The organism is Nostoc sp., from assembly GCF_036917535.1.
GTDB lineage: Bacteria > Cyanobacteriota > Cyanobacteriia > Cyanobacteriales > Nostocaceae > Nostoc.
Genome location: NZ_JBALDA010000096.1, coordinates 1 through 14,373, shown reverse-complemented (window position 1 = coordinate 14,373; position 14,373 = coordinate 1). Strand labels below are relative to the sequence as shown.

At 39.5% G+C, this 14,373-nt stretch carries 15 protein-coding genes and 2 pseudogenes; 10 read left to right on the top strand and 7 right to left on the bottom strand.

The window, feature by feature from the left end:
- Positions 1 to 35: 35 nt before the first annotated feature.
- From V7K56_RS32110 to V7K56_RS32095, 4 genes are all read right to left on the bottom strand, one after another.
- Positions 36 to 746, bottom strand: coding sequence for a GNAT family N-acetyltransferase (locus V7K56_RS32110; protein WP_334917389.1), 711 nt, complete (start codon positions 744 to 746; stop codon positions 36 to 38).
- Entirely contained in the window at positions 743 to 1,612 is an 870-nt protein-coding gene (locus tag V7K56_RS32105; RefSeq protein WP_334917387.1) for an inositol monophosphatase family protein, read from the bottom strand. Before V7K56_RS32105 ends, V7K56_RS32110 begins: the two co-directional genes overlap by 4 nt.
- 483 nt (positions 1,613 to 2,095) lie before the next feature.
- Entirely contained in the window at positions 2,096 to 2,689 is a 594-nt protein-coding gene (locus V7K56_RS32100) for a PEP-CTERM sorting domain-containing protein (protein WP_334917385.1), read from the bottom strand.
- A gap of 129 nt (positions 2,690 to 2,818) precedes the next feature.
- Positions 2,819 to 3,442, bottom strand: a complete 624-nt coding sequence (locus V7K56_RS32095; protein WP_334917383.1) for a 4Fe-4S single cluster domain-containing protein — start codon at positions 3,440 to 3,442, stop codon at positions 2,819 to 2,821.
- 380 nt (positions 3,443 to 3,822) lie between these two features.
- On the opposite strand from V7K56_RS32095, the pseudogene V7K56_RS32090 reads away from it, so the two are divergent.
- The 6 genes and pseudogenes from V7K56_RS32090 to V7K56_RS32065 form a co-directional block, all read left to right on the top strand.
- Positions 3,823 to 4,194, top strand: a pseudogene (locus V7K56_RS32090) (biliverdin-producing heme oxygenase); the annotation flags it as partial.
- A gap of 153 nt (positions 4,195 to 4,347) precedes the next feature.
- Positions 4,348 to 5,730: an oxygen-independent coproporphyrinogen III oxidase gene (gene hemN / locus V7K56_RS32085; protein ID WP_334917381.1), complete on the top strand. Its 1,383-nt coding sequence runs from the start codon at positions 4,348 to 4,350 to the stop codon at positions 5,728 to 5,730.
- A gap of 376 nt (positions 5,731 to 6,106) precedes the next feature.
- Positions 6,107 to 6,355 carry a GlsB/YeaQ/YmgE family stress response membrane protein gene (locus V7K56_RS32080; RefSeq protein ID WP_334917379.1) on the top strand — a complete coding sequence of 83 codons (249 nt, stop codon included), beginning with the start codon at positions 6,107 to 6,109 and terminating at the stop codon, positions 6,353 to 6,355.
- A gap of 203 nt (positions 6,356 to 6,558) precedes the next feature.
- Entirely contained in the window at positions 6,559 to 7,251 is a 693-nt protein-coding gene (locus V7K56_RS32075) for a manganese catalase family protein (RefSeq protein ID WP_334917377.1), read from the top strand.
- 347 nt (positions 7,252 to 7,598) lie between these two features.
- Positions 7,599 to 7,766 (top strand): annotated as a pseudogene (locus tag V7K56_RS32070) (DUF3891 family protein); the annotation flags it as partial.
- A 113-nt stretch (positions 7,767 to 7,879) separates the two neighbouring features.
- Positions 7,880 to 8,002 carry a hypothetical protein gene (locus V7K56_RS32065; RefSeq protein ID WP_334917375.1) on the top strand — a complete coding sequence of 41 codons (123 nt, stop codon included), beginning with the start codon at positions 7,880 to 7,882 and terminating at the stop codon, positions 8,000 to 8,002.
- Positions 8,003 to 8,564: 562 nt separating this feature from the next.
- Here the strand turns inward: V7K56_RS32065 and V7K56_RS32060 are convergent.
- Both V7K56_RS32060 and era read right to left on the bottom strand, forming a co-directional pair.
- On the bottom strand, positions 8,565 to 9,242 hold the full coding sequence (locus tag V7K56_RS32060) for a response regulator transcription factor (RefSeq protein ID WP_334917373.1): 678 nt from the start codon (positions 9,240 to 9,242) through the stop codon (positions 8,565 to 8,567).
- A gap of 100 nt (positions 9,243 to 9,342) precedes the next feature.
- A complete protein-coding gene (era, locus tag V7K56_RS32055) occupies positions 9,343 to 10,317 on the bottom strand; it encodes a GTPase Era (RefSeq protein WP_334917372.1) in 975 nt (324 codons plus the stop codon).
- A gap of 429 nt (positions 10,318 to 10,746) precedes the next feature.
- Here era and V7K56_RS32050 point away from each other — a divergent pair, with 429 nt between their 5' ends.
- The 4 genes from V7K56_RS32050 to V7K56_RS32035 all read left to right on the top strand — a co-directional run bounded on the left by V7K56_RS32050 (position 10,747) and on the right by V7K56_RS32035 (position 13,373).
- Positions 10,747 to 11,829 (top strand): ATP-dependent 6-phosphofructokinase, encoded by a 1,083-nt coding sequence (locus V7K56_RS32050; RefSeq protein WP_334917447.1) that lies wholly within the window; start codon positions 10,747 to 10,749, stop codon positions 11,827 to 11,829.
- Between the two features lie 251 nt (positions 11,830 to 12,080).
- The gene (locus V7K56_RS32045) at positions 12,081 to 12,518 is read left to right on the top strand and encodes a hypothetical protein (protein ID WP_334917371.1); all 438 of its coding nucleotides are present in this window, start codon (positions 12,081 to 12,083) and stop codon (positions 12,516 to 12,518) included.
- Positions 12,519 to 12,615: 97 nt separating this feature from the next.
- Positions 12,616 to 12,843: a hypothetical protein gene (locus tag V7K56_RS32040; RefSeq protein WP_334917449.1), complete on the top strand. Its 228-nt coding sequence runs from the start codon at positions 12,616 to 12,618 to the stop codon at positions 12,841 to 12,843.
- 89 nt (positions 12,844 to 12,932) lie between these two features.
- Positions 12,933 to 13,373: a DUF4351 domain-containing protein gene (locus tag V7K56_RS32035; protein ID WP_334917369.1), complete on the top strand. Its 441-nt coding sequence runs from the start codon at positions 12,933 to 12,935 to the stop codon at positions 13,371 to 13,373.
- Positions 13,374 to 13,455: 82 nt separating this feature from the next.
- Here the strand turns inward: V7K56_RS32035 and V7K56_RS32030 are convergent.
- On the bottom strand, positions 13,456 to 14,373 hold a 918-nt coding region (locus tag V7K56_RS32030; protein ID WP_334917367.1), incomplete at its 5' end, for a tetratricopeptide repeat protein.

Here is a 14,373-nt window from a genome sequence, read left to right as displayed (position 1 = left end):
GTACTAGTACAATACGGCGTAAATAAACATACCATTCAAAATGACGTGAAAGCCCGGAATACAATACTTTTGACTTTTGACTTTTGAACGCCAGTTGCTTCAAGTCGGGGAACCCGCCCAACGCACTGGCTCCTTTTGACTTCCGCGCAGCGGTACTGTACTTCGTGCTTGAATTCATCTTGGTTAGACTCAATATTTTGAAAAAATGTCGATCTAACAAATCCCAAATTATGTAGTAAGGCAATAGAACGGTGATTTTCTACATCAACGTCAGCGCGAAAATCAAGATTTTGGTATGTCTCAACTAAATAATTAATCATACACTTCATGGCTTCGAGCGCATAACCTTTTCCCCAGAAATTAGGGAAAAACACATATCCAAGCATTGCACTATTATCTATAGTAATTGTTGCTTGAACATATCCAACGTAGCATTTCTCTACAAGAGACCAGACAGCCCAGTTTAACCAAATCTCCGTTCCATCTGGTGATTGACGACGTGCCAAAACCATGTAGCGATCGCGAAGTGATTGAACACTTTGTGGCGGCACATCTTCAATAAACTTGTATATACTCGCACTCTGTAATCCATCAAAAAGCAGTTCGGCATGATATGGTTCTAGTGGTTCTAAACAGAGTCGTTGAGAGGACATTTTCATTGGCGATCTAGACCGAATACCTTGGACTAACTCATCTTTATCATTAACCTGTAGATGCAACAGTACCCGATATTGATTAACCCTCAAATAGCTACACTTTGCATTGCTTCTAATAAATCTTGATGAACAGATTTTGAGGCAGCTACGATCAATCCAGGCAGACTATAGTTTTGACAAGTATGCAGTGGTGGTAAAGTCAAACCATCCAGAGTAGTTACAATCCAGCCAGCCTCTTTCGCAATAAAAGCGAGTGCAGCACTATCAAGAAATTTGCCCGATTTGATGACTGCTCCACTCAAGTCGCCACTGAGAATACCATTGAGATTGGGAATTTGAATATCACTAGAGTAATCAGTTGCTATATCGATTACTTTATACCGATCTTTTAAAAAATGTGCAATGGAATTCATTCCCCATCCCAACAAAATAGCAGGTTTAGGAGATGTTATATGTAACGGGGCACAGGCTGCTAAGTTCATCTCTAGTGTCCCTTTAAAAGCACCTTCACCTCGGAGGGCATAAAAATAGATGTTTTGGGCGGGAGAAATGGCAATTACTGCTTCAAAGTCATCCGAATTTAGAATACTGAGAATAATTTGGTAATTAGAATGTCCATCGATGTAAAACTTCGTGCCGTCAATAGGGTCGAGTGTGACTAAATAATCATCTTCTGAACCAAGTTCGATAGCCCGAAAATATTTGGTATTATTAGAACTTTCATATTCTTCACCATAAAAGCGAATATTTGGGAAAGTGCCTAGTAACACTACTTCTACCAGATTTTGAATAGCCACATCTGCATCAGTAAGGACGGCGGCAAAAAAGTTTTTTGCTTGTTCTTTGGCAGGAAGTGCAGCAATTTTTGGTTGAAGAAAATGGGCATAGGCTGCTGCTACTTTGAGATGGGGGAGTAAAGTCTCTAAAATTAATCGAGTAGTTGGGGTTGTGGACATTACAGCAAACTCCTTTTAGAAATAATCTCCCGCTAGCAGGGCGATAGAATTCTATATCTAGACAAAATTACGGTATCATTTGGATGCAATGATACCACCGTTGCTATATTACTTTAATCTGTATGTCTCAAAAAGCCTATAGATAAATCGCAAGTTTTCTCGTAAATTTAAGGGTTTAAGACCGAACGTCAACACTTATTACAGCATTTCATTAATTCATAGCGAATTAAAGAAAGGCAATATCCTACAACGCCAATGTGTCGGCTTGCATTATTAATGCGTCGGCTTGCATTGTTAATGCGTTGGCTTGCATTAAAAACGCTACGCTTTTACGCAAAACTGTATTTAGTTAAAGTTACCCTACAAATGGTTTTAGGAAACTTTTTCGAGCTTATTGTGAGTGAATTTGAATAGCTTTTGACGTTTGAGTACTGAAGATGCGCCCAGAGTGCCGATGATGAGTAAGCTAAAAATAGAAGTGGGTTAAGGGACGGTGATTAGGGTCGCAGAAAAATTAATGGGTAATTCATTATCTTTTAATCCCAAATTTTCAAAACCTGGTCTAGTTGGTGTAGAAAAAACCTCTAAATAACCTGGTGTCGGCAAAAAACTAGCGAAAAATGGACTAGAATAATTTCCTCTCGAAGTGGAATACGCAAAACCCTTACTTGTTAACTGCTGAGTATTAAGGCTAATTAAATTATCAATATCAAAAGGTTCGTTTCCTGGCATTGGAGTCCCGGCGGGTTGCAGACCAGTAATTGTTTCACCATTTCGTGTACCAGTAATTCCAGTAATCAAGTAAAAACCCAAATCGTTAGGGGTGTCATTAGTGGTAAAAGTACCGTTTGCCTCTATGCCAGTACCAGAATAATTCCAACTCCAACTTAAAGCAGAAGCGGCTGGCATTGTCCCGAAAACTAATCCAGATATGGTGACGAGGGCTATGGCAGATAGAGCTAGATTTGTCATGGAAGTCGTTAGTGCGATCGCGGATCTTGTAGAAGGTTCCCGTGTATTATACGGAATTCCCGGATTTTGAAACCAAAATCGCGCTGTAAAAAGTCTGAATACCATGGGTATAAAACAGAACTTTTTTAAAACGAATATATGCACCACTATTGTAAAGTTTTTTCCAATTTTCCTGATTAAGAGTGGTTAACGCCAAATGCCCCGATTTTTAGCTTTGCTACTTAAAAATTACTTCTAAGTCAATTCCAGCCCACCTTGATAGCCAGTGACAATGCGGCCACCATCCTTGAGGATGTGGATTTCTATCTGGTCGCTAGCCCAAGTAATCTGGTCTTGGAAAGCCGGGTTTAACACCCGAACCCGTTGATTACTAGAAGAAACTGGAGAATTGGGAGAATTAATTGCCAGAGATTGTATAAAAGGTCCGTCAATCAGAATATCGAGTTGTTCTAACAATGCTTGGGAACCTGGCGGCGCGGATTGGGACTGTAGCTGCTTAAGAGTGAACCCAGAAAAAGACATTACATTTAAACCAGCAGCTTTTACCTTCCGGGCTAAAGATGCCAGTGCAGTTGCTTGCCAAAACGGTTCTCCACCAGAGAATGTTACACCCGTGTTGCGGGGATTATTGAGAATATTATCGGCAAGAGTATCAACAGCAATCAATTGGTTAGCCTCAAAAGACCAGGAGTTAGTATTAAAGCAGCCAGGACATTCACGCAGACAACCTTGTACCCAGACGACTGCACGACAACCAGGGCCATTAACTTCTGACTGATCGACGTAACCCATAATATTGAGATAGCCTGGGGGAATTTCCATGAGTGCTAGCGATGGGTCAGTTGGTTTAATTTCCATCTCTTTAACTCCTTTTAGCCGTTAACTGTTAAATATAGCGAATCTCCAGTTAGATAACCGTGACAATGGTTATATAACTGGAGATTTAATTGATGATTAATCTCTCAAAAACTTTTGGCGGTTTGAAAAGTCCGCTTTAACTTACTAGACTGAACCAGAAGTGGCATTAGAGGCGCCAACGCAGGAAACCTCCGCTCAACGCCAGTTTGCCCAAGTCGGGAAACCCGCCTAAGTGACTGGCTCGACTTTGCGCTAAATTTATTTATGGGGATTGTTAATGCGTGAATTTTGAATTTTGAATTCCCCGTACCCCTGTGGGGAAGCAAGCTACGCGTAGCGTCTCGAAGAGAAGGGGTTGACTTCCGCCTTGCGGTACTAGTGAACTAGCCTTATTGCTAGGTCATGCCTACACTCGCTACATGGGCGATCTTTGTGAGGGTCAAATGCTACAAAAAGTTGCTCAGTCAGCCCTGAAGCTTTCTGGCTATGAAGGCACATCCTTTTACAACTTTGAGCAAATTCCTGACAAAAAGGCATTTAAGGATAAGTATCGTTAGGCATTAAATGCATTACCCGTTGATGATATAACAGTAGAACGGATTGTTGCAGAAGCTAATAATGCCTTTGGGTTTAATTTAAAGATTGCTCAAGAGTTAGAGGGAAGTTTAATTAAAGCACTCGGTCAAGTTCTCTTCAATAGCCTCACTCGTTCTCAGAATTTAGGTAGCACTGAAATAGCTGCGGCTAATTAATTTTGTCATTGAGCATTAGGTAAAGAGGCAGAAGTGCAGGGGGAAGGGTACAGAGGAGAGGAATTTTCCCCCTGCTCCAGCACTCCCCTGCTCCCCACAGACGTGATTAATCGCGTCTCTATCTACTCCCTTCATTCATTGGAAAGCAACTCAATGGTTTTTCTATTACCTGATGTCAAGTTTGATCTGGATCTGATTCAAAAGTACGACACTCGCGCACCTAGATATACCAGTTACCCGCCCGCTACAGAGTTAAGCGAAACATTCACTGAAACTGATTTTAAGGCCGCGATCGCCGCCTCGAATCAACACAAAACTCCTCTTTCTTTATATTTTCATATCCCCTTTTGCCAAAGTGCTTGCTACTTCTGTGGTTGTAATACAGTAATTTCCAACAACAAGAATATTGCTAAACCTTACGTGGAGTTTTTGGTTCAAGACATTAAAAACACCACAGCTTTAATCGATCAAGATAGAAAAGTGCTGCAAATCCACTGGGGAGGCGGTACTCCTAATTACTTGGATTATCACCAAGTAGAATTTTTATGGAAAAACATCAATCGCTATTTCAACATCGATCCTCAAGCAGAAATTTCAATTGAGATTAATCCCCGCTATGTCGATAAAAACTATATTTTCTTTCTAAGACAGATTGGATTTAACCGTATTAGTTTTGGCATTCAGGATTTTAATCGCCAAGTTCAAGTAGCTGTCAATCGTGTTCAGCCAGAAGAAATGCTCTTTGATGTCATGAGTTGGATCAAAGAAGCTAAGTTTGAAAGTGTGAATGTAGACCTAATTTATGGTTTACCCTATCAAACACGTGAGACATTTCATCAGACACTGAAAAAGACGATTGAGTTAGATCCCGATCGAATTGTCGTCTTTAACTTTGCTTATGTGCCGTGGCTGAAACCGACGCAAAAAAATATTCCTCAAGAGGCGCTACCTCCAGCAGAGGAAAAGTTAGAGATTCTGAAAATGACCATTGAAAAATTGACGAATAACCAATATCTATTTATTGGGATGGATCATTTTGCTAAAACTAATGACGAATTAGCGATCGCTCAACGTAATGGTACCCTCAAACGCAATTTTCAGGGCTATACTACACACGCCGAAACAGAATTATTTGGTTTTGGTGCCACATCCATCAGTATGTTAGAAGATGCTTATGCCCAAAACCACAAGGAATTAAAGGATTATTATCAGACACTAGCAGCAGGTACTTTGCCTGTTAGTAAAGGTATCAAACTCACTCAGAATGATATTATTAGACGGGATGTAATTATGGGTATTATGTCTCATTTTCAACTTCATAAGCAAGATATTGAAAACAAATATAATATCAGTTTTGATGAATATTTTTCTGAAGAGCTAGAAGCGTTAAAACCACTAGAAGCCGATGGTCTCGTCAGTTTATCAAAAAATCAGATCCAGATTACAGACATCGGTAGATTACTAGTAAGAAATATTGTTGTCATATTTGATACTCACACAAGAATGCGAGAGACAAAGTTCTCCCGCGCTATTTGATAATGAATTATTTGTTATAAAACTAGCACTAATTTTATAACAAATATTATTAATACATCTAATACATCCACAAAAAATTAGATGGAAGATTTATGCTTTAAGATAGAGATGAAAGAGAATAGATTGAGTAATATTTATTTTATTGAGAATAATTATGTTTAAAGCTCAATATTTTTAAGAATTTAATAACTTAAAATGCAGAAACTTTCGTTTAATATGTAAGATGTAAAAAATGTAAATTCTCATCAAATCTAGGATATAACTCGATATAAATTATTTTGTATAACTTTTGGATTTAGCATTTACCCCATCTGGTAGAAAGAATTTGGAATTAGAGTTGATAGCTTAGATATTAAGTGAGATTGTTGAGGCGGTTATGAGTATTATTGCTTGGATAGTTTTAGGACTTTTGGCAGGTGCTATTGCTAAAGCTATTTATCCTGGCTATCAAAGTGGTGGAATTCTCTCCACAATGATTTTGGGTATCATTGGTGCTTTCGTTGGTGGAAGTTTGTTTACCTTGTTACGAACAGGAACTCTGCAAATTACTTCGGCTGGCGCTGGTTTAACTGTCCCTGGTATTTTAGTAGCTGTGCTTGGTGCAATTGTTGCTATTTATATATGAGGATTAATCATAAGAAGCAGGAATGCATAATCGCTGATTGGCAGTTATCAACACTCACATGAATATACTGTATTTTATTAGTCTTTTAGTTCACCAATTTGAAAAGCTATTAAAGATAAAATTAGCTTTTTTTGGGAAAACCTAAGAGACAATAAAATAGCCGATCCTTTTTGTAATATCAGATTTTTGGGAAGTGTAAATCTATGTTTTTTCACAAGAAAGAGCCGATTCATGCAGTTAATATTAGTGAACCAAACCCTCGTTTTGCTCAGTTACTTTTAGAGCAGTTTGGCGGAGCTACTGGAGAACTTAGTGCAGCACTTCAATATTGGGTTCAATCATTTCATGTCGAGAATGCTGGCATTAAAGACATGCTTCAAGACATTGCGATCGAGGAATTCAGCCATTTAGAAATGGTTGGTAAACTTATCGAAGGTCATACTAAAAATGTGGATCAAACAGAGGCTTATAAAAGTACTCTCTTTGCAATCCGAGGGGTTGGACCTCATTTTCTAGATAGTCAAGGTAATGCTTGGACTGCAAGTTACTTGAATGAAGGTGGAGATGTAGTGCGTGATTTAAGAGCTAACCTTGCAGCCGAAGCTGGTGCTCGTCAGACTTACGAAGAATTGATTAAGTTGGCAACCGACAAAGGAACCCAAGAGACTTTAGTACATCTGTTAACACGAGAAATTTCTCATACCCAGATGTTTATGAAAGCTCTAGATTCGCTAGGTAAGTTGACAGATCCATTCTTTGGTAATATTAAGCCAGATGAAACTGTTGCTCTCTACTACAATCTATCTACAAACGGAAATGGTAAAGATGAGCGTGGCCCTTGGAATTCTGAGCCAACATTCAAATATATTGCTAATCCGCTAGAAAGCCACTCTTAATTGTATAGGTGATTGCAGTTAGAGTATAGGTTGATTTTGACCAAAGAGATTTTGGGGAATTATGAAAAACTCCCAATCATCTTCTGAGTAAACAGCCCACCTTATTTAACAGTTTTTGGGCTGTTTAGCATACATCTAGTAAGCAAAAAAAAATTCCCGACTTTTCTAAGAAGTCGGGAATTTTAGCTGAGTATTTGGCTATTACACTCGATTGAAAATAACTATAGCTTTAAACATTCAGCCACACTGAAAAAGTTAGAGCGATCGCTTGTTGAATTTCTATCCCGACATTTCTGACTTCAGAAATTAATTCAACTCAAAATCAAAACCCAGAATCAGGAGATTCAAGTGATAACTTCGTTGTTGTCAAACTCTGGCCATTCCAATACGATAAATTCACGGTCAACATCGAAGCCTGCGACCTCTCCCAGGTTAAATTTGAAAGCAGCACTGAATTAACTCAAGCACTACAAGAAGCCCCCATCAAGGTACTAGAGTGGATATTCGTTAAGAGTTTGATGCATAAAGCTTACAGCTATTTAGCTGAAAATCGCTGTAAGAAAACTAGGTTATGCGATCGCACTGTTCTATCAAATTTCTACTTATTTTTGCAATGGTAATCTCAGTAATGACTATTGCATGGCATGATGCTGTGGATATAACCCAAGCTGCTGAGACACAAGAGGTAGCGATCGCATTTCCCACTAAAGGCGTAAAGTCAGTTTTTATTATTCTAATTTTTTTTATCTAAAGATGTACTTTTAAGGCAGATTGTTATTACTTGTGATAGTTCCTTTTTATCATTCCGATCGGTGAAAGTAAATATACTTAATAACTGAGGTTCAGAGCATGGACTCAACAGGTAAGGTTCAAACTGTGGACTCGTCCTGGTCTCTTCCACTGCTGTTGAAAGAGTATGCAATGAGCCGAGTAACTGTCTATTTTTATAACGACAGATGGGTTCCAATTAAATATTGTTTTTTGGAAAAGGCAATTTTGCTTCACCAGAAGGCAAAATTAGAAGGCAAGGAAATTTTGTTATTTCCTACAAATGTAGACCCTAATCAATTCTCAAACTCTTTTAACTAAAATGCATTGAGGTAGACTATTTTTCAAACATCTTGGCAACAAATAAATCGGCTCTAGAGGCATATATATTTATATGCCTCTACTTGTATTAGCTCTCTATTTTATTTTCTGGAAGTCCTATCAAGCAGCAGTTGTGATCTTTTCTTTGTTAGTTGCTTTTGGAACAAACAGTAGTGGAAACAAAAGCCCAGAGCGGTGCTTGTAGTCATTACAGATTCTAGTAATCAAACCAACCCAGAACGTAGTGCTACAACTGCTGCTTGCACGCGATCGTCTACTGCTAATTTATTCATAATCCCTCGGACGTGAGTTTTGATGGTGTTGGGACTGAGATAGAGTTTTTCGGCAATCTCTGGGTTACTCAACCCATCTACCATCAATTTTAAGACTTCTAACTCGCGCCCAGATAAGTTGGCGGTGTTGGTGGTAGGTGAAGGCGGTTTGAGATTATCAATTACTCGCCGCGCAATTTGGGGATCGAGATAGGCTGCACCATCGACTGCGGCTGCGATCGCACTTAACAATCGTTCTACACTAGCACCTTTGATACAATATGCATCTGCACCACTAGATAGTGCCGCAATAATTTCTGTCTCTGTTTGATGAGATGTCAACATCACTACATGAATTGCTGGCAGCGCCGCCTTAATTTGCTGTGTTGCAGCAATACCATCCAATCGCGGCAATCCAATATCCATAACCACCAAATCAGGTTTCAGTTGCAGTGCGGCTTGAACTCCTAAATAACCATCTTCAGCTTGTCCAACAATTTCCAACTGAGGATGAGCCATTAACGATTGCTCTAATCCCAATTGCATCATCGGATCGTCTTCGACAATTAACACGCGCAAGGGCGGAGCATTGACTGGTAAATTTAAGGGATAGCGAGTATCTAAAGACATTTTTATTAATTAAGAGTCATTTGTCATTTGTCCTTTGTCTTTTGTCCTTTGCTTTTTTTGCTTGGCAATGACTAATGACTAATGACAAATGACCAATATATTATTCTTCCACGCGATAGCCTAACTCTGCTAAACTAACCCGCGACTGTCGCCATTTTGGCTGGACTTTCACAAACAATTCGAGATAAACTTTGCCAGCGATTAATTTTTGGATTTGTTCGCGAGCTTCACTACCAATTGCTTTGAGCATCGCTCCACCTTTGCCAATAAGTATGCCTTTTTGGGAATCACGCTCGACGTTGATGGTAGCAAGTACACGAGTAATGCTGGGAGTTTCTTCTACTAAATCTATGGCGATCGCTACTGAATGGGGTACTTCTTCACGAGTCAACAATAAAATTTGTTCTCGGATTAATTCACCCATAATAAAGCGTTCTGGCTGGTCAGTTACTAAGTCTGGAGGATAATATAATGGCCCAATTTCTAAATGTTTAATTAATAATTCTTGAAGTTGCGGTAATCCGGCACTAGTCTTGGCAGAAAACTTCACGATTTCCCATTCATGGGACTGGGCCATTTGGGCGTAACTATCATCTAGAAACTGAGAATCAGCGGGTTGTTGGTCAGTTTTGTTCGCGCCTAGAATTACTGGGGTTTTGCTGCGACTGAGCAAATCGGCAATATAGCGATCGCCTGCTCCACAAGCCACAGATCCATCTACTACAAATAACACTACATCTACCGATTCAATGGCTATTTTGGCATTTTGCACCAATACTTCGCCCAATTGATGATGGGGCTTATGAATTCCTGGCGTATCTACAAATATTAACTGCGCTTCTAGTGTAGTTAATACACCGCGCAAACGGTTACGTGTAGTTTGTGCTACTGGTGATGTAATGGCAATTTTTTGTCCTACTAACTGATTCATCAAAGTAGATTTACCGACATTTGGACGACCAACAATACCGATAAAACCTGATTTGAATTCAGGAGGAGCCTGGGGAATTGTTACTTCTTCTGAAAAAGAGAAAGTGTGATTTTCAATACTAGTCACCTTTGGCTCCACCCTCATATTTTATAGCTGGGATAACTTGGTTTTTTCTTAGACACAAAATAGGCATAAAATTATCCTGGCATTTTTAGGGATTGCTTTTGCCGAGGTTTAATCTACTACTGGCTCTACACTTATATTTTACAGCTGAGATAGCCTTAGTTGTAGTATTCAAAAGTCAGAATTCAGTAGTCAGAATATAAAAAAAATTAAACTCTAAGTTTACCTCATTTCATCGGTAATCATACCAAACTCAGATAAATTCTGACTTCTGGCTCAGGAATTGCTGAATTTATAGACTTTATTTTGTTTTTAGATACAAAAGAAACATAAAATTACTTTGGCATTGACAGGGAGAACTTTTGCTTAAGTTTAATCTGCTGCTAACTTTGGCTTAATTTTCATCGACTAACCAATATATACATTTGGATCAAAATGTCAATAAAAGATGTGGGAGAACCCAAACGCATAGGAATTCTTACGAGTGGAGGTGATTGTTCTGGCTTAAATGCTGTAATTAGGGCTGTAGTTAATTGTGCTGTCAATACTTATGGCTGGGAGGTTTTGGGAATTCGTCAAGCGACTCTAGGATTAATGGCGCGTCCGCCACAATTCACTAAGCTAGAAGTCGATCAAGTTGACTCATTGTTAACTGCGGGTGGCACAATGTTGGGGACAACCAATAAAGGCGACCCTTTTGCCTTTCCAATGGTCGATGGAAGTTTATGCGATCGCTCCGAAGAAATTGTTGCAGGTTATCATCAACTAGGTTTAGACGCTTTGATTGGTATCGGTGGCGATGGTAGTTTGGCAATTTTGCGTCGCCTCGCTCAACAAGGTGGTATTAATTTGGTAGGTATTCCCAAAACCATTGATAACGATATTGGCATTACCGAACACGCCATCGGTTTTGATACAGCAGTAAATATTGCCACAGAAGCACTAGATCGGTTACATTTTACTGCTGCAAGTCATAGCCGAGTCATGATTTTGGAAGTAATGGGTCGTGATGCTGGACACATAGCAATAGCTGCGGGAATTGCGGGGGGAGCAAATGTAATTTTAATTCCCGAAATACCTTATACAGTTGAGCATATTTGCCACAAAATCAAAGAACGCCAAGATAAAGGCAAAAACTATTGTTTGATTATTGTTTCAGAAGCAGTTCGTACCCAAGGCGGCGAAAATGTGACGATTACCAATCGTTTAGGTCAATCTCGATACGGGGGAATTGGCGAATATTTAGCCGATGAAATTATTCAACACATCGGTGTAGAAACGCGAGTCACAGTCTTAGGACACATTCAACGGGGTGGAACTGCTTCACCACTAGATAGATTAGTTGCAACAGCCTTTGGCGTAGCAGCAGTTAATCTGATTGCCGAAGAGCAATATGATCGCATGGTGACATGGCAAAATCGCCGAGTATTAAGTGTACCAATTACAGAAGCGATCGCTCAATATAGCGCTGTCGATCCCAATGGTACTTTAGTTAAAACTGCTCGTGGTATGAGTATTTATTTGGGAGACTAAACACATGGTACAGGCACAGCATAGCTGTGCCTATCAAAGTACAAAGTTTAGTAGAATTTGATATTGCACAGGTGTTGGAAATTAAAAATGCTAGTTTTCTACGTTGGCAGTTTAGAGAATATTCTCCTGTGAATTTTGTTTGATAACTAGAGCCATACTAAATATTCTAATCATCTGGATTTATCCCAGTTTAATAGTTTAAAATTTACTTGATAAATAGTTTTCTATAGTTGTTTTAAATCTAAAACAATATGAATGCACAACTAACTCTAGACGAAATTCACTCAGTACGCGAATTACTCAAAGAATATCAACTAGCAAATAAAGCCATTGATGCTGTAGAACGTCACAACGGTAATCTCGAAACCTCCTTTGAAGAACTGTGGATTGAGAAAAACGGACAATCGGCGATGGGAGTAAAAAAAATCTGGCAAACTACATTAGATGTGTTGCGCGATGAACTTTGCGGAAATGAAGGTTTTCGGGCGCGTTTGAGCGATTATACTAAAAGTCCAGAAAACGCTGTGTTACTGACGGCAGCGATTACATCCCTCATGGCTTTAACCGCAATTCCTCTCGATCCATCGATCGCTACTATTGTTGTTCTCTACATCCTTAAAATCGGCTTAAATGTTTATTGTAAATATACCGATGTAAGTGACGGGGGAACTTTACCGCCGGGGAAATAAAATACAGACGCAATAACTTCTTCATTTGCGCGATCGCACAATAATTACTGAAACCATTTTAGATTAATATAATCATCAGATTAGGTCTGTTAATATTGTGAGTTTTGATAATGTTTGTAAGCTGCTAGCAGAAAAATATCCAGCAGATTTTGTTCGATGGTTAATTGCTGAGGAATCAGTAAATATAAAGGTGCTAAAAACTGAATTAAGCTTGGAACCAATTCGTGCAGATTCTGTGACCAAAGAAAAAAGGATACAAGCCCCTGAATTTATTTATGGAAAAGGTAAAATATATAAACCGAGATACGAAGTACGAGGCTTATAGCGTCTTTGTTTAAAGCTCCTAAATTTATTTATGGTGATTGTAATTTTGAATTTTGTTAGCGCAGCGTTAGCGAGTCCGCGAGCGTCATTTTGAATTTTGAATTGTTAATACCTCTGGCTACTCTGAGTCGTACTGATTTCCCACAAGGTTTATTATCCCAGGTTGCTGAAAAAGTAGCTACAATTTCAGATAGGGAGACAAAACAAAATATTGCCGGGTATACAGAAATTTTAGCTGGTTTGCGATTCGACAAAACTTTGATTCGTCAATTGTTAAGTGAGGATATTATGCAAGAATCAGTGATTTATCAAGATATTTTGCAGAAGGGACAAGAACAGGGTAAACAACAAGAAGCTTTTTCTTTATCTATATCTCTGGTAGAAGAACGTTTTGGTGAGATTGATGAATCAATTTATCAAAAAGTTCAAGGCTTGAAAATTGAACAATTAGAGGCTTTATGTCGATCGCTCTTAAGAATGTCTGAGATGGATGATTTACTAACTTGGTTGGAACAGCAACAAAGTAGTTGAAGTTAAATTGATTTTCAGAAAGCGATCGCACTTCTCCACAAAATCAGATATGTAGACGCAACGCGGCTTAGTTAGGGCAAAATTAAGAAATTATACCAGTATCAAATGAATAGCGATCGCCAAATTCGATAAATATTTCCAGGGCTTGTTGATAATAATTCCGTGCCTGGTGGTATTCCCGCAACTCTTGGGCAACCCTTCCCAACTGGTGGTAAGTCCTAGCACAGGAGTAGCGATCGCCAAATTCGATAAATATTTCCAGGGCTTGTTGATAATAATCCCGTGCCTGGTGGTATTCCCGCAAATCTTGGGCAACGCTTCCCAACTGGTGGTAAGTCCTAGCACAGGAGTTGCGATCGCCAAATTCGATATTGATTTCCAGGGCTTGTTGATAATAATCCCGTGCCTGGTGGTATTCCCGCAAATCTTGGGCAACCCTTCCCAACTGGTGGTAAGTGCTAGCACAGGAGTAGCGATCGCCAAATTCGATATTGATTTCCAGGGCTTGTTGATAATAATCCCGTGCCTGGTCGTACTCCCGCAATTCTTGGGCAACGATTCCCAACTGGTGGTAAGTCCTAGCACAGGAGTTGCGATCGCCAAATTCGATTTTGATTTCCAGGGCTTGTTGATAATAATCCCGTGCCTGGTGGTATTCCCGCAAATCTTGGGCAACGCTTCCCAACTGGTGGTAAGTGCTAGCACAGGAGTAGCGATCGCCAAATTCGATATTGATTTCCAGGGCTTGTTGATAATAATCCCGTGCCTGGTCGTACTCCCGCAATTCTTGGGCAACGATTCCCAACTGGTGGTAAGTCCTAGCACAGGAGTTGCGATCGCCAAATTCGATTTTGATTTCCAGGGCTTGTTGATAATAATCTCGTGCCTGGTGGTATTCCCGCAAATCTTGGGCAACGCTTCCCAACTGGTGGTAAGTCCTAGCACAGGAGTTGCGATCGCCAAATTCGATATTGATTTCCAGGGCTTGTTGATAATAATC